Source organism: Lachnospira multipara ATCC 19207 (assembly GCF_000424105.1).
GTDB classification, from domain to species: domain Bacteria; phylum Bacillota; class Clostridia; order Lachnospirales; family Lachnospiraceae; genus Lachnospira; species Lachnospira multipara.
Map to the genome: position 1 here is coordinate 303783 of NZ_AUJG01000002.1, position 23258 is coordinate 327040.

26 protein-coding genes are annotated in these 23258 nt (G+C 34.6%); 17 read left to right on the top strand and 9 right to left on the bottom strand.

Going from position 1 to position 23258, the window contains the following annotated elements; genetic code table 11:
* Positions 1–13 precede the first annotated feature (13 nt).
* From hisD to rsfS, 14 genes are all read left to right on the top strand, one after another.
* Entirely contained in the window at positions 14–1303 is a 1290-nt protein-coding gene (hisD, locus tag G600_RS0103825) for a histidinol dehydrogenase (protein ID WP_027430751.1), read from the top strand.
* Between the two features lie 58 nt (positions 1304–1361).
* Entirely contained in the window at positions 1362–1964 is a 603-nt protein-coding gene (gene hisB, locus G600_RS0103830; RefSeq protein ID WP_027430752.1) for an imidazoleglycerol-phosphate dehydratase HisB, read from the top strand.
* 86 nt (positions 1965–2050) lie between these two features.
* Positions 2051–3142 carry a 1-(5-phosphoribosyl)-5-[(5-phosphoribosylamino)methylideneamino]imidazole-4-carboxamide isomerase gene (gene hisA, locus G600_RS0103835; protein WP_027430753.1) on the top strand — a complete coding sequence of 364 codons (1092 nt, stop codon included), beginning with the start codon at positions 2051–2053 and terminating at the stop codon, positions 3140–3142.
* 90 nt (positions 3143–3232) lie between these two features.
* Complete coding sequence (locus G600_RS0103840) at positions 3233–4489, top strand: ribonuclease E/G (RefSeq protein ID WP_027430754.1); 1257 nt, start codon at positions 3233–3235, stop codon at positions 4487–4489.
* Positions 4470–4976 (top strand): phosphatase PAP2 family protein, encoded by a 507-nt coding sequence (locus G600_RS13710; protein WP_051195348.1) that lies wholly within the window; start codon positions 4470–4472, stop codon positions 4974–4976. The genes G600_RS0103840 and G600_RS13710 overlap by 20 nt, the downstream gene beginning before the upstream one ends.
* A 119-nt stretch (positions 4977–5095) precedes the next feature.
* Complete coding sequence (locus G600_RS0103850; RefSeq protein WP_027430755.1) at positions 5096–6490, top strand: family 4 glycosyl hydrolase; 1395 nt, start codon at positions 5096–5098, stop codon at positions 6488–6490.
* 130 nt (positions 6491–6620) lie between these two features.
* Positions 6621–6929, top strand: coding sequence for a 50S ribosomal protein L21 (rplU, locus tag G600_RS0103855; protein ID WP_027430756.1), 309 nt, complete (start codon positions 6621–6623; stop codon positions 6927–6929).
* 20 nt (positions 6930–6949) lie between these two features.
* Positions 6950–7276 carry a ribosomal-processing cysteine protease Prp gene (locus G600_RS0103860; protein ID WP_027430757.1) on the top strand — a complete coding sequence of 109 codons (327 nt, stop codon included), beginning with the start codon at positions 6950–6952 and terminating at the stop codon, positions 7274–7276.
* A gap of 5 nt (positions 7277–7281) precedes the next feature.
* Positions 7282–7566, top strand: a complete 285-nt coding sequence (gene rpmA, locus G600_RS0103865) for a 50S ribosomal protein L27 (RefSeq protein ID WP_027430758.1) — start codon at positions 7282–7284, stop codon at positions 7564–7566.
* 161 nt (positions 7567–7727) lie between these two features.
* On the top strand, positions 7728–9026 hold the full coding sequence (obgE, locus tag G600_RS0103870; protein ID WP_027430759.1) for a GTPase ObgE: 1299 nt from the start codon (positions 7728–7730) through the stop codon (positions 9024–9026).
* A gap of 73 nt (positions 9027–9099) precedes the next feature.
* Positions 9100–9408 carry a ribosome assembly RNA-binding protein YhbY gene (gene yhbY / locus G600_RS0103875; protein WP_027430760.1) on the top strand — a complete coding sequence of 103 codons (309 nt, stop codon included), beginning with the start codon at positions 9100–9102 and terminating at the stop codon, positions 9406–9408.
* The gene (gene nadD / locus G600_RS0103880; RefSeq protein WP_027430761.1) at positions 9408–10013 is read left to right on the top strand and encodes a nicotinate-nucleotide adenylyltransferase; all 606 of its coding nucleotides are present in this window, start codon (positions 9408–9410) and stop codon (positions 10011–10013) included. Before yhbY ends, nadD begins: the two co-directional genes overlap by 1 nt.
* Before the next feature lie 17 nt (positions 10014–10030).
* Positions 10031–10621 (top strand): bis(5'-nucleosyl)-tetraphosphatase (symmetrical) YqeK, encoded by a 591-nt coding sequence (gene yqeK, locus G600_RS0103885; protein WP_027430762.1) that lies wholly within the window; start codon positions 10031–10033, stop codon positions 10619–10621.
* Between the two features lie 45 nt (positions 10622–10666).
* Positions 10667–11023: a ribosome silencing factor gene (gene rsfS, locus G600_RS0103890; RefSeq protein ID WP_027430763.1), complete on the top strand. Its 357-nt coding sequence runs from the start codon at positions 10667–10669 to the stop codon at positions 11021–11023.
* A gap of 109 nt (positions 11024–11132) precedes the next feature.
* On the opposite strand, the gene lexA is transcribed toward rsfS, so the two are convergent.
* On the bottom strand, positions 11133–11753 hold the full coding sequence (lexA, locus tag G600_RS0103895) for a transcriptional repressor LexA (protein WP_027430764.1): 621 nt from the start codon (positions 11751–11753) through the stop codon (positions 11133–11135).
* A 213-nt stretch (positions 11754–11966) separates the two neighbouring features.
* On the opposite strand from lexA, the gene G600_RS14940 reads away from it, so the two are divergent.
* The 3 genes from G600_RS14940 to G600_RS0103910 all read left to right on the top strand — a co-directional run bounded on the left by G600_RS14940 (position 11967) and on the right by G600_RS0103910 (position 15066).
* Positions 11967–12392, top strand: coding sequence for a LysM peptidoglycan-binding domain-containing protein (locus tag G600_RS14940; protein WP_051195349.1), 426 nt, complete (start codon positions 11967–11969; stop codon positions 12390–12392).
* Positions 12393–12547: 155 nt separating this feature from the next.
* A complete protein-coding gene (locus G600_RS0103905) occupies positions 12548–13696 on the top strand; it encodes a DEAD/DEAH box helicase (protein ID WP_027430765.1) in 1149 nt (382 codons plus the stop codon).
* A gap of 317 nt (positions 13697–14013) precedes the next feature.
* The gene (locus G600_RS0103910; protein WP_027430766.1) at positions 14014–15066 is read left to right on the top strand and encodes a tyrosine-type recombinase/integrase; all 1053 of its coding nucleotides are present in this window, start codon (positions 14014–14016) and stop codon (positions 15064–15066) included.
* Between the two features lie 109 nt (positions 15067–15175).
* Here the strand turns inward: G600_RS0103910 and G600_RS0103915 are convergent, their stop codons facing one another.
* The 8 genes from G600_RS0103915 to mreC all read right to left on the bottom strand — a co-directional run bounded on the left by G600_RS0103915 (position 15176) and on the right by mreC (position 23253).
* The gene (locus G600_RS0103915; RefSeq protein ID WP_027430767.1) at positions 15176–15571 is read right to left on the bottom strand and encodes a methylglyoxal synthase; all 396 of its coding nucleotides are present in this window, start codon (positions 15569–15571) and stop codon (positions 15176–15178) included.
* Between the two features lie 121 nt (positions 15572–15692).
* Positions 15693–16868 carry an FtsW/RodA/SpoVE family cell cycle protein gene (locus G600_RS0103920; protein WP_242826345.1) on the bottom strand — a complete coding sequence of 392 codons (1176 nt, stop codon included), beginning with the start codon at positions 16866–16868 and terminating at the stop codon, positions 15693–15695.
* An 11-nt stretch (positions 16869–16879) separates the two neighbouring features.
* The gene (minE, locus tag G600_RS0103925; protein WP_027430769.1) at positions 16880–17164 is read right to left on the bottom strand and encodes a cell division topological specificity factor MinE; all 285 of its coding nucleotides are present in this window, start codon (positions 17162–17164) and stop codon (positions 16880–16882) included.
* A 33-nt stretch (positions 17165–17197) separates the two neighbouring features.
* Positions 17198–17998: a septum site-determining protein MinD gene (gene minD / locus G600_RS0103930; protein WP_027430770.1), complete on the bottom strand. Its 801-nt coding sequence runs from the start codon at positions 17996–17998 to the stop codon at positions 17198–17200.
* Positions 17999–18149: 151 nt separating this feature from the next.
* Positions 18150–18854: a septum site-determining protein MinC gene (locus G600_RS0103935; RefSeq protein ID WP_027430771.1), complete on the bottom strand. Its 705-nt coding sequence runs from the start codon at positions 18852–18854 to the stop codon at positions 18150–18152.
* Between the two features lie 222 nt (positions 18855–19076).
* Positions 19077–21827: a penicillin-binding transpeptidase domain-containing protein gene (locus G600_RS0103940; RefSeq protein WP_027430772.1), complete on the bottom strand. Its 2751-nt coding sequence runs from the start codon at positions 21825–21827 to the stop codon at positions 19077–19079.
* A complete protein-coding gene (gene mreD, locus G600_RS0103945) occupies positions 21811–22344 on the bottom strand; it encodes a rod shape-determining protein MreD (RefSeq protein ID WP_027430773.1) in 534 nt (177 codons plus the stop codon). Before mreD ends, G600_RS0103940 begins: the two co-directional genes overlap by 17 nt.
* Positions 22345–22404: 60 nt before the next feature.
* On the bottom strand, positions 22405–23253 hold the full coding sequence (gene mreC / locus G600_RS0103950; protein WP_027430774.1) for a rod shape-determining protein MreC: 849 nt from the start codon (positions 23251–23253) through the stop codon (positions 22405–22407).
* Positions 23254–23258: the final 5 nt, after the last annotated feature.

Sequence of the window (23258 nt, forward strand, 5' to 3'; positions counted from 1 at the left end):
ATAGGAGGAAGTTATGAGAATCGTAGAATTAAATGAGAATACAAAAAATGATATATTAAATAATCTTTTAAAGAGAAGTCCAAGTAACTACGGTAAGTTTGAGGATGCCGTAGCTGAGATTTTACTTAATGTAAAGGTTAAAAAGGATGAAGCAGTATTTAGTTATACTAAGCAATTCGATAAGGCAAATATTAATGCAGACAATGTATTAGTTACTAAGGAAGAAATCGCTGCTGCCTATAAGGAAGTAGATGAGGAATTAGTAGCAGTTATTAGAAAAGCCTTAGTTAATATTAAGGACTATCACGAAAAGCAGAAGCAGTACAGCTGGTTTGATTCAAAGCCAGATGGCACAATTCTAGGTCAGAAGGTTACTGCATTAGAGCGTGTTGGTGTTTATGTACCAGGTGGTAAGGCAGCTTATCCATCTTCAGTTTTAATGAATGTAATGCCAGCTAAGGTTGCTGGAGTTGATGAAATCATTATGTGTACTCCTTGCGATAGCGAAGGTAAGGTTTATCCTACAACTTTAGTTGCCGCTAATGAAGCAGGGGTTGATAAGATTTTTAAGGTTGGTGGAGCTCAGGCTATTGCAGCTATGGCTTACGGAACACAGTCAATTCCAAAGGTTGATAAGATTGTGGGACCTGGTAACATTTTCGTAGCTCTTGCAAAAAAGGCTGTCTTTGGCTATGTAAGTATCGACTCCGTTGCAGGCCCATCAGAGATCTTAGTTATTGCTGATGAAAGCGCTAATCCTCGTTTCGTGGCAGCAGACCTCTTATCACAGGCAGAACATGATGAAATGGCTTCAGCTATATTAATTACAACTTCAAAAGAAGTAGCCCAAAAAGTTTCAAAAGAAGTAGATGGCTTTGTAGCTGAGCTTAACCGTAAGGAAATCATTCAGAAATCTCTTGATAACTACGGATATATCTTACTTGCAAATACTTTAGATGAAGCTATAGCTGTAGCTAATGAAATCGCCTCAGAGCACTTAGAAATCGTAACAAAGAATCCATTTGATACTATGACTAAGATTAGAAACGCAGGTGCAATCTTCCTTGGAGAGTACTCATCAGAACCTCTTGGAGACTATTTTGCAGGTCCAAACCACGTACTTCCAACTAATGGAACAGCTAAGTTCTTCTCAGCTTTATCAGTGGATGACTTTATTAAGAAATCAAGCATTATTTCTTACTCTAAGGAAGCCCTTGAAAATGTACACCTAGACATTGAGAAATTCGCAACAGCAGAACACTTAACAGCTCATGCAAATTCTATAAAGGTAAGATTTGAATAGGATTTAAATAAGATTCGATAGGATTTAAAATACGTGATTTTAAATATAGGAGGGAAATATGGCAAATAATCAATCTGCTAGAACTGCAACAATTAATAGAAAGACTAGCGAAACAGACATCAGCCTCTATCTTAATTTAGATGGCAAAGGAAATGCAGACGTGGATACTGGCATTGGATTTTTTGATCACATGCTTAAAAGCTTTGCAAAGCACGGCCTCTTTGACTTAAAAGTAAGAGTTCAGGGAGACTTAATCGTTGATTGCCATCACACCATTGAGGATGTGGGAATTGTCTTAGGAGAAGCTATAAAGAAGGCCCTTGGAGACAAGGTAGGCATTAAAAGATACGGTAATTTCTTCCTTCCAATGGATGAGACTTTAATTCTTTGCGCCATCGATTTATCAAATCGCCCATATTTAGTCTTTGAATCAGAGTTTAAGAGCGATTCAGTTGGTTATTTTGATACACAGATGGTTAAGGAGTTCTTCTATGCAATTTCTTACTCAGCTAGTATGAACCTCCACCTAAAGAAGATGTGGGGAGAGAACGACCACCACATTATTGAGGCTATGTTTAAGGCCTTTGCAAAAGCCCTTGATGAGGCGGTTTCAAAGGATAGCCGTATAACTAATGTATTATCTACTAAGGGAAGCTTGTAATTATAAGTTAATTTATAAAGTTATTACTTTAGCGTTACGAACTACTTAGTATTACTAAATAAATAAAATATAGCGAGGATTTTAAAATGAGATTATACCCAGCAATAGATATTAAGGATGGCAAATGTGTCCGCCTAAAGAAGGGCCTTTTTAATGAGGTCACAGTTTATTCTGATAAGCCTTACACAATTGCTAAGGAATTTGAGAAGGCTGGTGCAAAATTTATACATGTTGTTGACCTTGATGGTGCCTTAAAGGGCTATAGAGTCAATGCCAAGGCTATTAAGGAAATCGTTGATAGCGTTAGTATTCCTGTAGAGCTTGGTGGTGGCGTTAGAAGCCTTGAAAACATCAAGGAAGTGCTTGATTTAGGAGTTTACAGAGTTATCATTGGTACTAAGGCTGTAGAAAATCCTGAATTTATTAGAGAGGCCATCAAAGAATTTGGCCCTAATAGAATCGTAGTTGGAGTAGATGCAAAGGACGGTCTTGTTGCTATTGAAGGCTGGGAGAAGTTATCTGATCAGACAGCCCTTAGCCTATGCCTTTCAATGAAGGAGATGGGTGTTGAGAATATCGTCTACACTGACATTTCAAAGGATGGCATGCTTGTAGGTCCTAATGTAGAGCAGACTAAGCTTTTATCTGACAAGACTGGTATTAACATTATCGCTTCCGGCGGTATGTCTTGTATGGAGGATTTAGAAAATGTATCTAATGCCGGCATCCATGGAGCAATCATTGGAAAAGCTATCTATGAAAAAAGAATTGACCTTGCCAAGGCTGTGGCAAAGTATGAGTCTTTTGATGCATTTTCAAAGGAAAGCAAAAAGGAAGTAATTAGTAACTTAAACTGGTCAGATTGTAAGCTTGATGATAAGGGCTTAATTCCAGTAGTAGTGCAGGATTACGTCAATAACGAGGTCTTAATGCTTGCCTATATGAACGAGGAGGCCTTTAATAAGACTTTAGAGACTGGCCTTATGACTTACTATTCAAGAAGCCGTGATGAGCTCTGGACTAAGGGTCTAACATCAGGTCACCTTCAGTATGTAAGTTCTCTTGATATTGACTGCGATTACGACACAATTCTTGCTAAGGTAAGACAGGTTGGAGCAGCTTGCCACACTGGAAATAAGTCTTGTTTTTACAGAAACTTCTTTATAAGAAATATTTAATAAAATTTTAGGGACTTCCCTTTAATTGCAATAAAATATGAGTTATAATACCATCTAGAGTAAATTTATTTAAATCTAGGTGGTATTTTTATGTCTACTAAATTAATTATTACTAGTTACAATAATAAATTAATCAGTGCGAAATACGTAGATGATGAGATTAAGAGTCTAACGGTGTGCGACAATGAGCATAACATCTCCGATATTTTTATTGGTCGTGTGGAAAATGTTGTAAAGTCCATTAACGCTTGCTTTATTGAATTTAGCAATAAGCAGAAGGGCTATTATGCATTTTCAGAAAACAAAGATCACATCTTTTTAAATAATAAGAATAACGACTTGCCAAACATCGGGGACAAGATTCTAGTTCAGGTAAAGAATCCACCTCATAAGACAAAGCCTCACACGCTTAGTTCTAAGCTTGAGATTCCTTATAAATATCTGGTTTTATCAAGGGACGTAAATGGGGTTTTAGTTTCAAAAAAGATTAAGAATGATGAAAATGTTTCTAACTGGGCAGCTAGTCTAGCCTATGAACTAAAGCTTATGAATGAAGAGCTAGTTAGGGAACTTGGGGCTGACTTTAAGGACACAAGATCTAAGCTTAGTTACGGCTTTATTATTAGATCTAATGCGGTTAATGCAAATCTTACGGAGCTAATGGATGAGGCGAAACATTTGCATAATACTTATAAGGAAATCCTAAAGATAGCAATACATGGTCTTTTTTATACAAAAGTTTATGAGTCGCTACCTAGCTACATTACTGAGGTTAACCACTTAGTGGCAGAAGAAGATTTTGAACTTGTGACGGATAATAAAGAGGCTTTCAGCCTTATTAAGAATAACTGCAATCTATCTGATACAAGACTTCGCTTTTATGAGGATAGGCTGCTGCCACTATATAGCTTATATTCTATAAAACACAATATTGATGAGGCCTTAAGGCGTCAGGTTTGGTTAAAATCTGGTGCATACCTTGTAATTGAGGAGACGGAAGCCTTAACGGTGGTGGATGTTAACTCTGGTAAATTTGTTCCAAAAAAGGGTAAGGACAAAGATTTATCAAATTATAATGTTAATATTGAGGCTGCGAGGGCTACTCTTACTCAGTTAAGATTAAGAAATATCTCCGGCATTATTATTGTTGATTTTATTAATATGAAGGATGAGTCCCTAAATGAGGACTTATTAAAATACCTTAAAAAGGAAGCTAAAGACGATGAAGTGGGGGTAAGAATCGTCGATATGACTAAGCTTGGGCTTGTGGAAATTACAAGAACTAAGCAGGGTCAAACATTAAAAGAAAGAATGGGACTAGAAAGAAATGAAGAATTACGAGACTAACTACAAGAAAATTACTGATTATTTTGACAAGCATGAAGGGGCAAAGAAAGCGCTTATATTCCTATATCGATTTTTGATTATACCTTTTGTAATCGCTTACTTTTTCCTTTTGTTTAATTCTATTTATACAAAGGCTTCTTATCTTGTGATTGCAAAGCTTATTATTGTGCCTGCTACAACTTTTGTGGTGATTTCAATTTTAAGACTTGCCCTTGATGCTAGAAGACCTTACGAAATCTATGACATTAAGCCAATTATTGAGAAGAAAAAGAAGAGACAATCAATGCCAAGTAGACATGTGCTTAGTGCCACACTTATTGCAGGCTGCGCTATGTATATTAACCTATTTCTTGGTATTGCCTTAATTATACTTACAGTTATTATGGCCATTACAAGAGTTTTGGCAGGGGTACATTTTGTAAAGGATGTAATCGTAGCAATTATTATTGGAATTCTAAGTTCTTATTTAGGGCTTTGGATTTTATAAATGGCAGGCTTATTAGCTAGTTGCTTATATTAGCGCTGCGAAAAATTTTAGCTTTTTTAATTTAGATAAAAGCTAAACTTTAATTACTTACTTAGGATTACTTGAATAAGGGGGATTTTATGAAAAATGTGAAAATTGCCTATATTGGCGGTGGCTCAAAGCTTTGGGCAAGAGTGTTTATGTACGACTTAGCTCTAGTAAAGGATTTTACTGGAGAAATCGGCCTCTACGATATTGATTTAGAGGCTGCAAAAAGAAACAAGGAAATTGGTGCAAGAATTAATGAATCTAAGGATTGTATTAACAAATGGGATTATAAGATTTATGAAAATCTTAAGGACTGCCTAAAGGGTGCTGATTTTGTAGTGATTTCTATACTTCCTGGTACTTTTAATGAGATGCGATCAGATGTACATTTGCCTGAAAAATATGGAATCTATCAGTCTGTAGGGGATACGGCGGGTCCTGGTGGCGTACTTCGTGCTATGCGAACAGTGCCTATTTATGAGGGCTTTGCAAAGGCTATTAAAGAGATTTGTCCAAAGGCTTGGGTTATTAATTTTACTAATCCAATGACAATTTGCACAAAGACTCTTTATGATGTTTTCCCTAAAATCAAGGCTTTTGGTTGCTGTCATGAGGTTTTCCATACACAGGACTTCCTATGTGACGTTTTAAAAGAAGCTAAGGGAATTCGCCCAAATAGAGACGAAATCTACACTGAAGTTTCTGGCATTAATCACTTTACTTGGATTAGCTCTGCAAAGTACAAGGACATGGAGATTATGGACTATCTTGATGATTTTATTAAAAAGCACTTTGATGAGGGCCACTACGAGCATGGGGATGCAAACCAGTATAAGACTGACCCTTTTGCCTATGCTAATAAGGTGAAAATGGATCTCTATAGAAGATATAAGACTCTAGGGGCAGCAGGAGACCGCCATCTAGTTGAATTTGTAAACAATAACTGGTATCTAAAGAATAAAGAATGCGTGGATAGCTGGAAATTTGCCCTAACAAGCATTGACTTTAGAATTAATCAGGCCAATGAAAAGATTGAGGAATCAATTAAGATTGCTAAGGGTGAGCATCCAATTGAGGTTAAGAAGTCTAGCGAAGAGGCCGTAGATATTATGAGTGCAATTCTTGGCTACGGCAAAAAGATTAGTAATGTAAACCTAATTAATGAGGGACAGATGCCACAATTAAAGCTTGGAGCAGTAGTAGAGACTAATGCTATATTTACTCATGATAGCGTTAGACCAATTATGGCAAAGCCTTTAAACAACTCAGTAATTAGCCTTGTGGAGCGTGCCTCTGAAAATGTAGAGACTTTATATGAGGGCATTAAAAATCGTGACTTTAAAACAATCTTTGCTTCCTTTATGAATCAGGGACTTTGTTCTAATCTTGATTTGGCTTCTGGTAAGGATTTATTTAAGGAAATGTGCCTTAATACCTCTAAATATTTAGAAGAATACTATAATTTAGAAGAATTAAAGTTATTGTAAAGAAAATATGTTGACATACCACTATATTTGATATATATTATTATAGTATGCCGCTCAGTTAGGATACAAGTGGATTTTTCTTTATGAATATCCCTCCAAAACTGGCGAGTAATTTATTAGGAGGTGCCATATGTACGCAATTATCGCAACAGGTGGTAAGCAGTATACAGTTTCTGAAGGTGACGTAATCAACGTTGAGAAGCTTTCAGTTAACGCTGGTGATACTGTAACATTTGACCAGGTTCTTTTCGTTAACAACGGTGAGGCTAAGGTTGGCGAGCCAACAGTAGCAGGTGCTACAGTTACTGCTTCAGTTATTGAAGAAGGTAAAGAAGCTAAGGTCGTAGTTTACAAGTACAAGAGAAAGACTGGATATCACAAGAAGAATGGTCACAGACAGCCATTTACTAAGGTTAAGATCGAAAAGATCAATGCTTAATTAGTTGAGGGTGTTTATCCATGACTTTAGTAGACTTATACAGAGATGGTAAATCTCAGGAGATTGTAGGTTTTAAGGTTTCTGGACATGCTGGTTTTGCCGATGCAGGTGAAGATATAGTTTGTGCAGCAATTTCAACACTTACAATTAATACAGTAAATTCCATTGAGGCATTTACTACTGATAAATTCGATTTAAATACTGATGAAGACGGTGCTTTAATTGAATTAAAGATGTCCTCTATCAGTAATGAGACAAGAATTTTATTACAGGCATTTGAGTTAGGTATGAATTCAATAGCTAGTGACAATGCCCAATACTTATTGATTAATATCAAGGAGGTGTAATGACTATGATGAATTTGAACCTTCAGTACTTCGCTCATAAAAAGGGTGTTGGTTCTACAAAGAACGGTAGAGATTCAGAATCTAAGAGATTAGGTGCTAAGAGAGCTGATGGACAGTTTGTTTTAGCTGGTAATATTCTTTACAGACAGCGCGGAACTAAGATTCATCCAGGTGTTAACGTAGGTCGTGGTAACGATGATACATTATTCGCACTTGTTGATGGACGTGTTAAGTTCGAAAGAAAGGGTAGAGATAAGAAGCAGGTTTCTGTTTACCCAGTTGCTGAATAATATTATTATTAGAAGCGTAAGTAAAGTGGCTCCAAGTCTTCGGATTTGGAGCTTTTTATTTGATTTTATACATTTGATATATTGTTTGTAACGTGGTATTTTTATATCAGGTTTTAAGCCAGTAAGCATTCTTATTAATTGAATGCACGTGGAGGTTATATATGTTTGCTGACAGAGTTAGAATCTTCATCAAATCAGGTAAGGGTGGCGATGGTCACGTTTCTTTTAGACGTGAGTTATACGTTCCTGCCGGCGGACCAGATGGTGGTAACGGCGGCCATGGTGGAGACATTATTTTTCAAGTTGACAAGGGTTTAAATACTCTTGGTGATTTCAGACACAATGCTAAATACGTGGCTGAAAGTGGTCAAGAAGGTGGAAAGAAAAGATGTACTGGAAAGGACGGAGAGAATTTAGTAATCAAGGTTCCAGAAGGTACTGTAATATATGATGACGCATCAGGCAAGGTAATTGCTGATATGTCAGGCGATAATCAATGTGAGACTATTCTTAGAGGTGGTCGTGGTGGTAAGGGTAATATGAATTACGCAACTGCTACAATGCAGGCTCCTCAGTACGCTCAGCCAGGTCAGGATGCCCAGGAATTATGGGTAAGACTTGAGCTTAAGTGTATTGCCGATGTAGGTTTAGTAGGTTTCCCTAATGTAGGTAAGTCTACATTCCTTTCAAGAGTAACTAATGCTAGACCAAAGATTGCTAATTACCATTTCACAACTCTTAATCCAAACCTTGGTGTTGTTGATGTAGAGGGTGGTCGTGGTTTTGTAATCGCTGATATTCCTGGACTTATTGAAGGCGCTTCAGAGGGTGTTGGTTTAGGTCATGAGTTCTTACGTCACATTGAAAGAACTAAGGTTATTATTCACATCGTAGATGCTGCATCTACTGAAGGACGTGATCCTATTGCTGATATTAAGGCAATCAATAAGGAATTAGAGAACTACAATCCAGATCTTTTAAAGCGTCCACAGGTTATTGCTGCTAATAAGATTGATGTTATCTTTGATGATGGTGAGAATGACCCAATCAAGACTTTAAAGGATGAATTCGAACCAGCAGGTATTAAGGTATATCCTATGTCTGCAGTAACTGGTAAGGGTGTTAAGGACCTTCTCTGGGCTGTTAGAGAATTACTTGATAACTTCAAGGATGAACCAGTTGTCTTTGAAAGAGAAATCTCTGAAGAAGAAATGTTTGATAATCCTAATGAAGCATTTGAAGTATACTTTAATGAAGAAGAGAATATGTACATCATTGAAGGCCCACGTATTGATAAGATGCTTGGTTATACTAACCTTGAATCTGAAAAGGGCTTCGACTTCTTCCAGAAGTTTATGAAGACAAGCGGCGCTATTGATAAGTTAGAGGAATTAGGTATTGAAGAAGGCGAGACTGTAAGAGTCGGCGATTACCTACAATTTGATTATTATAGAGCTTAAGTAAATAATACATTTTTAATAGACTATATTTAAATTAGGAGGATTAGCTAAGATTAGCTTAGTTAAAATGATTATGACAAGTAAACAAAGAGCTTACCTTAAAGGTCTTGCTATGAATATCGATCCTATTTTCCAGTTTGGTAAGAATAGCCTTACACCTGAGAATACAGCAGCTATTGCTGAAGCCCTTGAAAAGCGTGAATTAATTAAGATTCATGTTCTTCAAAACTGTGCAGATGACCCTAAGGCCATTGCAGCTATTGTTGCTGAAAGAACTAGATCTGAAGTTGTTCAGGTTATTGGAAAGAAGATTGTTCTTTACAAGGAATCTAAGGATCACAAAAAAATTGAGCTTCCAAAGGCAAGAAAAGAGGCAAAATAATGGCAACTGATAATGTTATTGGTATAATGGGTGGAACTTTTAATCCAATTCATCTTGGACATCTTGAATTAATTAAGGCTGCACATGAGCAGTTTAATCTTGATAAGATTTTAGTTATGCCTAGCGGCACACCAGTTTATAAGAATCAATCTGAAATTGTGGATGCAAAGCACCGTTGCAATATGGTAGAGCTTGCAATTAAGGATTATGATTATATGGAATTATCTACTATCGAAATTGATAGAAAGGGTAATACTTATACCGCTGATACATTACGAGAAATTGCCTCAGATTACGATAAGATTTATTTTATTATCGGGGCAGATTCTTTATTTGCCATAACTGATTGGTATAAGCCTCAGTACATTTGCGCACATTGCCATCTATTATGTGCCAACAGAGATGAATATGAGGTGGAAGAGCTTAATCGTCAAAAGAAATTATTAGTTTCTAAATACGATGCTAAAATTGACTTTATAAAATGTGATTCTATTCCTTTTAGTTCAACAGAAATCAGAAATAGAGTTAAGGAAAACAAATCGATTACTGATATGGTTGGTCGCGAAGTTGAAAATTACATTAAAGATAACAACTTGTATATTTAGACTAGATTGGAGTATAAATGAATAATGCTTATATCGAAGAAATCAGAAACAAAGTAGAAATAGCACTTGAAAAGGATCCTATGCGTTTTAAACATTCTATAGGAGTTGCAGATACAGCAGCTTGCCTTGCTATGCGCTATAACTCTGACATGGAGAAGGCTTATATCACAGGCTTATTACATGATTGCGCAAAATGTGTAGATGACGATTTAAAGATAAAAGAGTGCAGGGAGGCTAATCTAAGTGTTAGTCAGACTGAGCTTGAAAGCCCTTATTTATTGCACTCTAAACTTGGTGCACTTTATGCTAGAACTAAATACGGAATAGATAATCCAGAGATATGCTCTGCCATTGAATTTCATACTACAGGAAAGCCTAATATGTCTTTACTAGAAAAGATTGTATTTATTGCTGACTACATCGAACCTTATAGAAATAAGGCTTGGGATGTGGATATTATTAGAGGCCTTGCCTTTGAAGATATTAATGAAGCAGTATATTTTTGCTTAAAGGACACACTAGAATATCTTGAAAGCAAGAATAAGACAATTGATGTAATGACAAGCAAAGCTTATGCTTTCTATGCTAGTAATAGAGTGGAAGATTAATAGTAACTTATATGAGTTAAATTAGAGAATAAAAGAGAGGTAATTATGAGTTCAAATAGTTCTAAAGAAATGGCTAAAATCGCTGCTAATGCCTTAGCTGATAAGAAGGCTAGCGATGTAAAAATCATTGATATAAGTAATGTTTCTGTAATTGCTGATTACTTTGTAATTGGTAGTGCCACAAACATCAACCAGGTTCAGGCTTTAGTTGATAATGTAGAAGAACAGATGCATTTAGCTAACTACAAGGACCCAAGAGTTGAAGGTCATGGTAATTCAACATGGGTTTTAATGGATTTTGATGATATTATCGTTCACGTATTCTCAGAAGAGGATAGAGCTTTCTATAATCTTGAGAGAATTTGGAAGGACGGTAAGGAATTAGATCCTGCTAGTTTATAATTCTTGATAAATTTAATATGAATAAAAAAGAGACTATTTAGTAATACTAAATAGTCTCTTTTAAGTTACAAAACAATCTAAAGAATAAACAATTAATAATCAATGATCATTAAACGATATTCATTCTAATAAGGCCAATTACTTTACCAAGAATTTCGCAATCATCAACAATAATTGGATCCATAAAATCATTCTCTGGCTGAAGTCTTATATGGCCGTTCTCCTTATAAAATCTCTTAACTGTAGCAGAATCATCTACTAAAGCAACAACAACTTCTCCATTAGCAGCTGTGCTTTGCTTCTTAACAATAATCTGATCCCCTTCATAGATTCCCATATTAACCATACTTTCACCCTTAACTGTGAGCATAAATGTCTCTTCGTTAGGCAAATATTCAGATGGAATAGGGAAGTAGTTAGATACATTCTCAACAGCAAGTAATGGCTGACCTGCAGCTACCTGTCCAAGAATTGGAACGTTAACAACCTCACGTCTAACTAAATTAAAATTGTCATCAATGATCTCAATAGTTCTTGATTTAGATGGGTCTCGTCTAATATATCCGTTCTTCTCTAATGTCTCTAAATGAGCATGTACTGATGATGTTGACTTTAAATTAACCGCAGCACATATATCACGTACTGAAGGTGGATATCCCTTATTAAGTATCTGGCTCTTGATATACTCAAGTATCTCTGTCTGCTTAGCAGTTATTCTCCCATATGCCATAATAAGCCTCCTATCTAATAGTTTTCATTAATCTTTTAAATAATTGTATCACACGTTCATAAAAATTACAAACAGAAATTCGGAAAAAATGTTCGAAATTTTTGTTCGAATTTTATTGACAAACGACTGTTCGAATAATATAATCCAATTATAGAACAGCAGAACAGTTGTTCCAAACAAGCGTTTTAATCAATCTAAATGGGGGTTAAATTTATGAATATGACAAGAAGAAACTTAAAGGAAATTAGACCTAATAATTATATCAATAATAGAGAGGCAGTATTATCGAAAAGAACTATAGAAAGAAGAAAGAAAAGAGCTAGAAGATTAAGAACTATCTTTGGTATTAAGCTTTCTTTAATATCCTTTGCTGTTCTTATGATAACTGTTGTTACTATCGTAGCATTTTTTAATATCAATGCTAAGGCTTCAGAAACTAATGAAGCTAAGATGACAACTAAGTACTATACAAGCATTGAAATTAAGAACGATGATACTTTATGGAATCTTGAAGATCAGTATAATAATGGCAATGAAAGCAAGAAAAACTACATTAACAACATTATGGAACTCAACAACCTAAACTCAGAGACAATTTATTCTGGTGAGAATTTAATTGTATATTACTACGGGAATTGATTACTAGGAGAATTAGATAGAGTTTATTAATTGATTATGTATCCTTAATCTGCTTAAATTCTAGTATTCTTAAGCCTTTGCTAGCCTTTGTTATATGGACTTTTCCCTAGGGGATTGATATAATAAACTAGATAAAATTATAAGAAGGTTATAGTATGAAATTCAACGAAATTAAAGAAATCAATGAGCATATTGTTAGCTATTTAAATAGCAATAAGATTACTGATATGACAGCTGTCCAGGCACAGTCATTTAAACACATTTACAACAACAAGGATATGATTATTTGCTCTAATACAGCTACAGGTAAGACTTTAGCATATCTTTTACCTATAATTGCTAGATTAGACGTTAAATCTAACAATATACAGGCCTTAATTTTAGCACCTACTGGAGAACTTGCTTCTCAGATTGCAAAGGTTGCTAATGAGCTTTTAGAGTATGATGAGAAGCTTAATGCACAGTTTGTAGTGGGAGAGGCTAATATTAAGCGTCAGATTGAGCATTTAAAGAAGATGAAACCTGCTATTTTAGTTGCTACACCAGCTAGAGCGCTAGAACTTATTTCTTCTAAAAAGATTAAGGTTCATGAGGTAAAGACTTTTGTACTTGATGAATCAGATAGACTTCTTAATAAGACTTTTGAGACTACAATTAAGAATATTCGTAAGTCTTTAATGAAGAGAACACAGGTTTTATTACTTTCTGCAAGCATTAATAAGAAAACTAAGAATGAAGCTAAGGAGCTTTGCTTTAACCCAATTTATCTAGACATTAATGCCAATACAGCCAATGAATCTCAGGTACCTAAAACTATTAAACATTTTTACTTTTTCTCAGATCGTAGAGAAAGAATTGAGAATTTGAGAAAAATCATTAAGGCTGCAAAACCAGAGAAATGCATTATTTTCATTAATACAAAGTATGATCTAGATGAAAGCTACCAGAAGCTTCAATATCATAATTACAATGTAGCTTGTTTATCAAGCAATCAGGATTCACTTCAAAAGAAGAACACAATTGAAGGCTTTAAAACTGGTAAATACAACATTTTAATTGCAACAGACATTGCAGCACGAGGTTTACAGATTGATAATATAGATACAGTTATTAATGTTAATCTACCAGAGGAGAATGAAGAATACATCCATAGAGCTGGAAGATGTGGCCGTAATGGCAATAAGGGCACATGCATATCTATAATTACAGAGAATGAAGTCTCTAAAATTAAAAAGTATCAGAAGGCTTTTAACATAAACTTTATTGCAAAGAAATTATATCAAGGTAAGATTGTTGCAAAGTAATTATAAATAAACTAATTACTGATGAGGTGATTACAGATTTAAATTACGAAATAATATAAAAGAAAGATTAGCTGGTAAATGAAGATCAGGATATGAATTATCCTGGAATCTAGATTTTATCAGCTTTTTCCTTTATTTTACTTGCAATAAGAACTGAGCTTTGATATAATTATTTTAAGGGGTTAACTTCGTTAAACTGGACTTTAGCGAATAGATAACTATGAAGATAACTAGTGCTCTTTTCTGTATTTAAGCCTGAAATATTAATTTAACAGCTAATTTTATATAGATTCTAATTAGATTTAAAGGAGGTTTTTATGGCTACTAATAAGAATTACGTTGAGCAAATGAATAATAAATATGCAAAGCAATTAAAGGGTCTTTTAGATGAGATGCCAGACTTTTGTGTTGAATATTTTGATAGCTTAGAATTTAATAAGCAGGCAAGAACTAAGATTGCATATGCTCTTGATATTAAAGGCTTCTTTAAATATTTAATTGACGATACAAAGAAATTTGCAAATTATGATATAAAGGATTTTAGGGTTGAAGATCTTGATAAGATAACTGGTCAGGACATTTCTAATTACCTTAGATATATTAAATCCTACAATAGACACGGCAAAGATGTTTCAAACTCAGCTTCCTCAGCTAAGAGAAAGCTCTGCGCCCTACGCCGCTTCTACAACTACTACTTCCGATATGAGTTTATTAAGACTAATCCAAGCCTTAAAGTAGACATGCCTGTAATCCACGACAAACCAATTGTTCGAATGGAGCCAAACGAGGTTGCAGAGTTCCTTGATAACGTGGAATCAGGTAATAAATTAACTAAGAACCAGCTTGCTAAACATGAAAAGCTAAAGACAAGAGATTTAGCTCTTCTTACTCTCATGCTTGGCACAGGAATCCGTGTATCTGAGTGTGTTGGCTTAGATATAGACGATGTAGATTTTGACAATGACAGAATCCACATTTACCGAAAAGGTGGCGCTGAAAGCTTTGTTTACTTTGGTGATGAGGCTAGAGAAGCTCTCCTTGATTATATGGAGGAAAGAAAGCAATTAACTCCTAAGGAGGGCCATGAAAATGCACTGTTTATCTCAAGTAAGAACAGTCGCCTCTGCGTCCGTTCTGTGGAGCTTCTTGTAAAGAAGTACTCTCGTACTGTTACAACAGTAAAGCATATTACTCCTCATAAACTTAGAAGTACTTACGGTACAAACCTATACCAGGAAAGCGGCGATATTTACCTCGTAGCGGACGTTTTAGGCCATAAGGACGTAAATACTACACGTAAGCATTATGCAGACCTTATTGACGAAAATAAACGTGCTGCAAGAAATATGGTAAGATTACGTAAAGAATAAAAGGATTGCAACTATTTAGTATAACTAAATAGTTGCATTGAGCAGTGTGTGCATTCCAAAACTTAAAAAGCTTGCTAGTCTCCTAGCAAGCTTTAATTTTAATATTCTCTTATTGATAAATCTGTCTCCATTCCATATCACCTCGTTCAAGTGACTTAATAAGCAACTCTGCTGTTGCAAGATTAGTTGCTAAAGGAATGTTATACATATCGCACAATTCGCATATATTATTAGGATCTGGTTCATGCATTAAAGGACCTTCTACTTCTCTTAAGAAAATAACTAAGTCCAACTGATTATGTTCTATCTGAGAACATAGCTGCTGATCACCACCTAAGTGTCCAGCTAAAAATTTATGAACCGAAAGGTTAGTAGCTTCTTCTATTAATCTTCCCGTTGTACCTGTCGCAAATAACTGATTCTTATTTAAGATTCCCTTATATGCAATACAAAAATTCTGCATTAACTTTTTCTTGGAATTGTGTGCTATTAATCCAATATTCATACTACTACCTCATGACTTTTTATTTTATATACATTATACCAATTTTTTAAAGATATTTCATCCCTAAATTTAAAATTATACATTAATTTGTAATTAAAAAATTATTGATGTTCAATTAATATTAACCTTTAAAGTCTGGGGCAAATAAATCCTCGTCTCTTTCTACCTTAGTATGTAAGCCGATATTAAGTACTATACCCATTGATGTAAATACCGTAATAAGCGATGTAATACCACAACTAAAGAAAGGAAGTGGAATACCTGTATTAGGCAAAATCCAAGTAACAACACCTATATTAAAGAAGGACTGGAAACCTATATAGGCAGCTACACCGCAGCAAATCAGTCGCCCGGCGAAATTTTGCGCTTTCACAGCCGTAATTAGGCACTCTGCCACTATGGCAAAAATTAAGAATATAGTAAATGCCGAACCTACAAATCCAAGTTCCTCACCGATAACAGCAAAAATAAAGTCATTTTGTGCCTCGGCGATATAGCCTGCATTTTTTAAAGAAGAAGAATCATCATTATTTAAGCCCTTACCCGTTAGCTGACCCGAGCCAATAGCCTGAACAGCATAATACTGCTGATATGTATCATCATCAGAGCCATCGTCCTCGTCATCATCGTCTGTTGAGTAGTTACTATCGATGAAAGTCATAATACGATTTCTTTGGTACTTCTTTAAAATTACCTGATTCTCATCAAGAATAATATAGGCAAGTAAGACCACAATTACTGGAATGACAACCATTAAGATCTTACCAATCATCTTATACTCAAGACCCGCACAGTAAATGATAACAACACAAATTACAAAGGTAAGAAGTGTTGTAGAAAGGTCAGGCTGAGCCAAAATAAGTAAGAGCTGGAAACCTACTGTAACTGCTAAAACTCCTAAGAATTTAAATGTATTAAGTCTATCCTTATACATAGAAATCAACTTAGAAAGCACTAAAATTAATATCAACTTTGTAAACTCTGAAGGCTGCACTGAAAATCCACCAAAAGAAATCCATCTTTGCGCACCCTTAGCGCTTGAACCAACAAGCTTTACAGCAAGTAAAAGGATTGTTGATATAGCATACCAAAGCCAATAATATTTTAATATCCAATTGTAATCAATAAATGATATTACTATCATCATAACAAAAGACAGAAGCATACCAACGCCCTGTCTTAATGTATATGCCGAATTCGCACTATTAACAATTAATATTGCGTAAACGCATGTTATTATAATTAAAGCTACAAGTCTGAAATTATAAGATCGAAGTTGATATTTTTTAAAAATCATAAATATACCTCTTATTTAACTTCTCTTGAGCCGCCTCTCATATCCTTAATTGGAATATTGGCAAATAAAGTTGGAACATTACCAGCATCGCCCTCAAGTGGTGTTGAAGTAATCTGAATATCCAAACCATCTGTATCAATATCCATATATTTAGATATAACTGCAATAATTTCGTTTTTGATTTTTTCCATTGTCTCTGGAGAACAGTTAGTTCTATCAGAAACTAATAAAAACTGTAATCTATCCTTAGCGACTTCAGAAGATCCTTTTTTCTTAAATAAATCTAATAAACTCATAATATTCCCTCCCACTATTATTTTTTAAAGTAATTACTTCTTGAATGCTGAAACCAACTTCTTAAAGAAACCACTCTGCTTAGTAAGGTCAAGGAAAGGAACCTGCTCACCTAAAATTCTCTTACAAATATTAAGATAAGCCTGACCTGGTAATGATTCATCACCCACAAGTGGCTGTCCCTTGTTAGTAGCAACAACAATGCTCTCATCATCTGGAACTGCACCAATTAAATTAAGGTGTAAAATATCATTAACATCATCGATTGACATCATATCTCCATTTTTAACCATGTCAACTCTTATTCTGTTTACAATTAAATCTTCCTTATTTCTTAAACCATTAGCATCTAATAATCCAACAATTCTATCAGCATCACGAATAGCAGAAATCTCAGGTGTTGTTACAACTAAAGCTCTATCTGCACCAACTATAGCATTCTTAAAGCCCTGTTCAATACCAGCAGGACAATCAAGAATAATATAATCGAAATTCTCTGGATCCTTCTTAATCTCATCTAACACCTTAAGCATCTGCTCAGGTGTTACAGCATCCTTATCTCTTGTCTGTGCTGTTGGTAAAAGGTAAAGATTAGGACATCTCTTATCACTAATCATAGCCTTTCTTGCGGATACGCTACCTTCAGCAACATCTACTAAATTATAAACAATTCTATTCTCCAAACCTAATACAACGTCAAGATTTCTAAGTCCTGTATCTGTATCAATCATAACAACTTTCTTGCCTAATTTTGCAAGTCCTGTACCTACATTAGCAGTTGTAGTAGTTTTACCTACACCACCCTTACCTGATGTAACAACGATAACTTCGCTCATTTTATTATTTCCTCCCTAGAAAATTATTAAAAATTAATCTGTGTAACTTTTCACACGCCCCTCTAAAAGCTAAAATGTTCAATTAACCACAAACTTAACATATATAATTATGTATGAAAATCCGCTATTTTTCAAGCATTTTATCTATTTTTTAAAGATTAATATCAGCTAAAACGTCCTGGGAAAAGTCCTCAATATAAATGTTATTATCATAAACATAAGCAATCTTTGGCTCTATTGTTGCCTCATCTTTTCTGAATCTTCTCTTAGGACTAGGTTCAGAATCCTGACTTCTAGCAATAATATCACCAATCTGAATCTGCATAGGCTTCATTTCAAGCGCATATACAAAAGCATTAGAATTATCATTACAACCAGCTGTAATATAACCCTTTAAACTACCAAGAATAACAACATTGTCACCTGCAATAACCTTACCGCCTGGATTAACATCCCCTAAAATGACGGCACTGCCTTCTGTCTCAAAAACCTGTCCGGAACGAAGTGTTCCCTTATAGAAATGACAAGGCTTATCAATAGAATTAAGTCTTGATGCAATCTGTGATTCCACAATTTCATCAATTTTATCTTCCATAACTCTTGTTTGGTTATTGTTGATGACACAAAGAATGTTTAAATCAGAAACCTTGTTAATAACTTCAATAAGTTCGTTTTCTTCTCTTGAACTAAGGTTTCTACCTTCAAATGTTAAAGCTAAATTAGCATCATTAAAGAACTTAGCAGAAGCCTCAAACTTCTCCTCAAGCTTCTTCTTTAATTCTAAAAATGCGCAGTCCTTATCTAGAACTACAGTGATACCCTTCTTTCCACCTTTAATAATTACTGAATTATCCAATGTCTCACCTCATAAATCATATTAGATCAAAACGATAACAAATGCGTCAAATCAAAGCAAAATAACTGTTATCAATAAATCCCCACAATTAAATATTATATTCTAAAAACCATTAAATAACCATAGATTTTTAAAATAATTAAGAAAAAAAATTATAAATTAGCCAGTTACCCAGCTAATTTATAATCTTTTAAAGTTTTATATATTTTATACTTCGTATGTTTACTCCACTCCATAGTAACACTTATAAATCTCAGCCGATAAAGCAATGGCATTGGATGAAGTATAACCATTTTGAATTGTAACTGCCACGCAAACCTCCGGATTATCATAAGGTGCATAACTTATCATCTGAGCGTGGTCAGGAGAAGTTGTCTTTTCCTGCGCTGTACCAGTTTTCGCAGCAATCTTTAGGTTAAGTGCATTAACCGCTGAATAAGTAGAACCAGCAAGCTGCATACCAGTATGAACTGCATCCCAAATACTTGAATCAAGCTCAACCTGGTTGTTAACCTCTGCTGAATTGTCCTCGATTACATTTCCATCAGAATCTGTAATCTTATCAATTAAAGTTAAATTATAAACAGTACCAGATGTTGCAAGAGTTGTTACATAACGAGCAAGATTTAGAGTTGAATACTTATGAGTACCCTGTCCAATTGCAGATGCAATAGCATTAGTTGTTGAAGCCTGTGGTGTACCCTCTTCAATCTCAACACCCACCGTTGTTGAAAGACCTAACATATCTGAGTAGTTTTGTAAAATGCTTGTGCCATAGGTACTGTTGTAAGATCCATTTTTCATAGCAAGCTGATAGCCTACATTATAGAAATAAACGTTACATGAATCTCTAATTGCTGTTGTTACTGTTTCAGTACCATGTCCTGAAGTTCTCCAACACTTAGGAGATGGAGTAACCAAATCAAAAGAACCAGAACAATAAAAGCCTGTTGATGATGAAATAATTCCTGTGCTAAGACCTGCTATAGCTGAACAAGGCTTATAAGTAGAACCTGGCGCAATAAAAGACTGAGTCGCTCTATTAAGAAGCGGACTAGCATTATCTGAAACCAACTGACTATAGTAAGTCGCATCAATAGAACCAGATAACTTGTTGTTATCATAACTTGGATAAGAAACCAAAGCTAGGATATCACCAGAGTTTGGATCTGTTACTACTGCTGAACCAGAACAAGGCTCAAGCGCTAACTCACCTGGTGTAATAATCTTATTAGTGATTACATAATTTATAAATTCATAAGCACCCATGCTACCGTTTACAAGCTCTGTGTACTTTGAATTCTCAGCATTAGGATCAAGATAACCCTGCTCATATAAAAGAATGCAGAGCTGTGAACCTGAAACTGAGCCATCCTCTATAAGGTATTTGTAGATTTTCTTAAAAAATGAAGAATCTGTATCAAGTGCAGAAATGATATAGTCAACTAAAACATCGTAGGACTCCTGTAAAGAAGTATACTGCTCATCTGTAAGAGATGACATATCAATCCAGTTTTGAGAAATACCATATGTAAGGAGTGTCTGTAAACTTACAGTACTATCCGTACCTGTCCAGTTTGCATAAGTCTCATCTGATGTGTCTACATTTGAAGTATCAAAGATACCCTCAGTTTTAAGTAAGGTGTAAATGTACCAAATGTAAACCTGCTGTTCAGAAGTCAAAGAACTATATCCTGTATTACCAGAAGCCAATTCCTCCTTAACCCAGCCAAGAACTTCACTCTTCTTAGCTAAGAAAGACTGATAAACGCTTTGAGCTACCGAACTATCTGAACTTGCTATCTGGCTTAAAGACAACAAATTGTTATCAATAAATGCATAATAAACCTCTTGTGCTGTAATATAAATATCTTCTACATCACCGTCAGAGTCATAAGTATATTTTGTAGAGCCAGATGTAAGGTGGCTTGCAAGAATTGTTACAAGCTCATCTTCAATATCATCATAGATAGTCTTTTGAAGATTTACATCAATAGTCAAATATACATCGTAACCTGCTGTTGCCTCTTCCTCTGAAATAACCTCAGTAATTCGGCCAACAGTATCAACATAAACTGTCTGAGAACCCTTAGTACCAGCTAAAACGCTTTCCATAGAAGACTCAATACCAGACTTACCAACTACATCATTACTTTCATAAGAATCTCCAAGCTCTTCTAGCTCTGAAGAAGAAACCGTACCTGTGTAGCCAAGAATCTGTGACATATATTTTCCATAAGTGTATCTTCTAATATACTTCTCTTCTACTTGAACACCTACTAATTCTCCAGAATTTTCTAAAATAGCTGCCATAGTGGCGTCTGAAACTTCATTAGCAATTGTAAAAGATAAGTATCTATTATATGAATTAGCTGACATATAACGTCTTAAATTTACAATCATTAAAGCATGCTCAACTGAGTAGTCATCAAGAGAAACAGCGTATTTATCAAGATAATAATTAAATAATTCCTCTGCCGAAACGTCCCTTTGTTCATCAGTTAATTCTGCAATACTACTAACACCGTAGCTATCTCTAATAAATCTTAAAAGTGTAGTTGACTCAATATTATAAGAGTATGTGCCATTTTCATAAATGATTGGAAAATCGTTAGAATATGTATCACCATTCTCTTCAATAATATTTAAAGTCTCATCTATACTTTTATTAATTGTAGCATTTTTAACATCGTTACTAGAATATGTACCGCTATCACTAATTGTTACAGCGTACGCTAAATCGTTATAAGCAAGCAATACACCATTCTTATCAAAAATTCTACCTCTAGTTGCAGTTACACTCATCTTCTTTTGAATGGAACTATTAAGATTAGTAGCATAACTTGATCCATTCATAATCTGTAAACTAAACAATCTGTTTACAAGAACACAAATTAAAATAATAAAGATTAAAACTATAGGAAAGATTCTTGATTTAATAATACTTAAAATATAATCAAATACTTCCTTCATCGAAATTCACGCCCCTTTTCTTTGTTTTAACAGTGTCTAGTTTGTCATTTATATAAGCTAATAATTTATACAAAATTAAAGTACAAAGGCAAGTATAAACCACTTCTGGTATTATAATTCGCGAAATGAAAAATCCAGCATTTAATCTATTATGTAACAAGAAGTTACCAATATAACATAAAAATTCATAGACAAAATCAAAAACCAAGACCATAGCCATTGGGATTAAGATTTCGTATTTTTCATATTTCTCATAGAAAAATCCTGCATAATAACCAATATAAACAAAGCACAAAGCAGTAAATCCAAATAAGCTAGAGAAATATAAATCATACATAACTCCAGCAAAGAATCCAACAAACATACCTTCGTTTCTTCCCTTTAAGAAACCAAAAATGATTGGTAAAATAATAAGAAAATTCGGTACTATATTTGCAACTGCGATTACTCTACCAACTGACACTTGTAATAAATAAAAAATAACTATTAATACAAGTTCACAAACTTTTCTTTTCATATGTCCACCTCATGCAAAATAGGGAAAGACTATAAAAGCCTTCCCCTTTTAAAGTACAAATTAATCCGTAGTTGTTTTTAAATCAGTAATAACTAAAACTTCCTGTAAGTTATTAAAATCAACTGCAGGTATTAAATAACCTGACTGAGTTAGGTTATTTGAGTCAGCTGTTACATTTGTTGCATATCCAATTAATATACCTTGCAAATATTTATCGCTAACGTTTGATGTAACGATCTTATCGCCATCATTAACTGTAACATCACTTGCAAAATATCCAAGATGTACCATGCCAGAATCCATAAGTTCCACATCACCCTGAACTATACAAGTTTCGTTAGTATCAATAATCATGCCACTCACATAACTATTATCTTCAACAATAGTCTTTACAATAGCGTAATTAGATCCCACCTCAGTTACAATTCCAACTAAACCACCGCTAGCAACTACGTTCATATCTACTTGAATTCCATCATCTGATCCCTTATCTATAGTAAGTGAAGAATACCAGTTATCTGATGAAATACCAATAACATTAGCACCTACTTTTGAATATTGAGAATACTGATTATCAAGTTCATAAAGTTCTCTTAGTCTGTCTAATTCATATGTCTCTTGCTTAAGTAAATTGTTCTCTTCTGTCAATGCATCAACTTGACTTTGTAATTCTTCATTCTTTTCCAAAACATCAGAAATTTCCTGTAGGTTATCAAGCTTATCAGAAACCCAAAGTCCTAAATTGTTCATACCCTTTTGTAAAGGAACGACAACATAAGAAACTGCAGTCTGTAAAGGCTTTGTTAGGGAATCCGTAAAAAAGGAAGTTCCAATAAAGAATAAACAAATAACAGTTAAGCCAATAAGAATATATTTAGATGTAAGAAAAGATTCAAATTTCTTTCTCATATACC

Bases quoted from the DNA above. Each gene is read 5' to 3' on its own strand.
- hisD (WP_027430751.1), top strand. From the start codon at position 14: ATGAGAATCGTAGAATTAAATGAGAATACAAAAAATGATATATTAAAT.
- hisB (WP_027430752.1), top strand. From the start codon at position 1,362: ATGGCAAATAATCAATCTGCTAGAACTGCAACAATTAATAGAAAGACT.
- hisA (WP_027430753.1), top strand. From the start codon at position 2,051: ATGAGATTATACCCAGCAATAGATATTAAGGATGGCAAATGTGTCCGC.
- G600_RS0103840 (WP_027430754.1), top strand. From the start codon at position 3,233: ATGTCTACTAAATTAATTATTACTAGTTACAATAATAAATTAATCAGT.
- G600_RS13710 (WP_051195348.1), top strand. From the start codon at position 4,470: ATGAAGAATTACGAGACTAACTACAAGAAAATTACTGATTATTTTGAC.
- G600_RS0103850 (WP_027430755.1), top strand. From the start codon at position 5,096: ATGAAAAATGTGAAAATTGCCTATATTGGCGGTGGCTCAAAGCTTTGG.
- rplU (WP_027430756.1), top strand. From the start codon at position 6,621: ATGTACGCAATTATCGCAACAGGTGGTAAGCAGTATACAGTTTCTGAA.
- G600_RS0103860 (WP_027430757.1), top strand. From the start codon at position 6,950: ATGACTTTAGTAGACTTATACAGAGATGGTAAATCTCAGGAGATTGTA.
- rpmA (WP_027430758.1), top strand. From the start codon at position 7,282: ATGATGAATTTGAACCTTCAGTACTTCGCTCATAAAAAGGGTGTTGGT.
- obgE (WP_027430759.1), top strand. From the start codon at position 7,728: ATGTTTGCTGACAGAGTTAGAATCTTCATCAAATCAGGTAAGGGTGGC.
- yhbY (WP_027430760.1), top strand. From the start codon at position 9,100: ATGACAAGTAAACAAAGAGCTTACCTTAAAGGTCTTGCTATGAATATC.
- nadD (WP_027430761.1), top strand. From the start codon at position 9,408: ATGGCAACTGATAATGTTATTGGTATAATGGGTGGAACTTTTAATCCA.
- yqeK (WP_027430762.1), top strand. From the start codon at position 10,031: ATGAATAATGCTTATATCGAAGAAATCAGAAACAAAGTAGAAATAGCA.
- rsfS (WP_027430763.1), top strand. From the start codon at position 10,667: ATGAGTTCAAATAGTTCTAAAGAAATGGCTAAAATCGCTGCTAATGCC.
- lexA (WP_027430764.1), bottom strand. From the start codon at position 11,753: ATGGCATATGGGAGAATAACTGCTAAGCAGACAGAGATACTTGAGTAT.
- G600_RS14940 (WP_051195349.1), top strand. From the start codon at position 11,967: ATGAATATGACAAGAAGAAACTTAAAGGAAATTAGACCTAATAATTAT.
- G600_RS0103905 (WP_027430765.1), top strand. From the start codon at position 12,548: ATGAAATTCAACGAAATTAAAGAAATCAATGAGCATATTGTTAGCTAT.
- G600_RS0103910 (WP_027430766.1), top strand. From the start codon at position 14,014: ATGGCTACTAATAAGAATTACGTTGAGCAAATGAATAATAAATATGCA.
- G600_RS0103915 (WP_027430767.1), bottom strand. From the start codon at position 15,571: ATGAATATTGGATTAATAGCACACAATTCCAAGAAAAAGTTAATGCAG.
- G600_RS0103920 (WP_242826345.1), bottom strand. From the start codon at position 16,868: ATGATTTTTAAAAAATATCAACTTCGATCTTATAATTTCAGACTTGTA.
- minE (WP_027430769.1), bottom strand. From the start codon at position 17,164: ATGAGTTTATTAGATTTATTTAAGAAAAAAGGATCTTCTGAAGTCGCT.
- minD (WP_027430770.1), bottom strand. From the start codon at position 17,998: ATGAGCGAAGTTATCGTTGTTACATCAGGTAAGGGTGGTGTAGGTAAA.
- G600_RS0103940 (WP_027430772.1), bottom strand. From the start codon at position 21,827: ATGAAGGAAGTATTTGATTATATTTTAAGTATTATTAAATCAAGAATC.
- mreD (WP_027430773.1), bottom strand. From the start codon at position 22,344: ATGAAAAGAAAAGTTTGTGAACTTGTATTAATAGTTATTTTTTATTTA.
- mreC (WP_027430774.1), bottom strand. From the start codon at position 23,253: ATGAGAAAGAAATTTGAATCTTTTCTTACATCTAAATATATTCTTATT.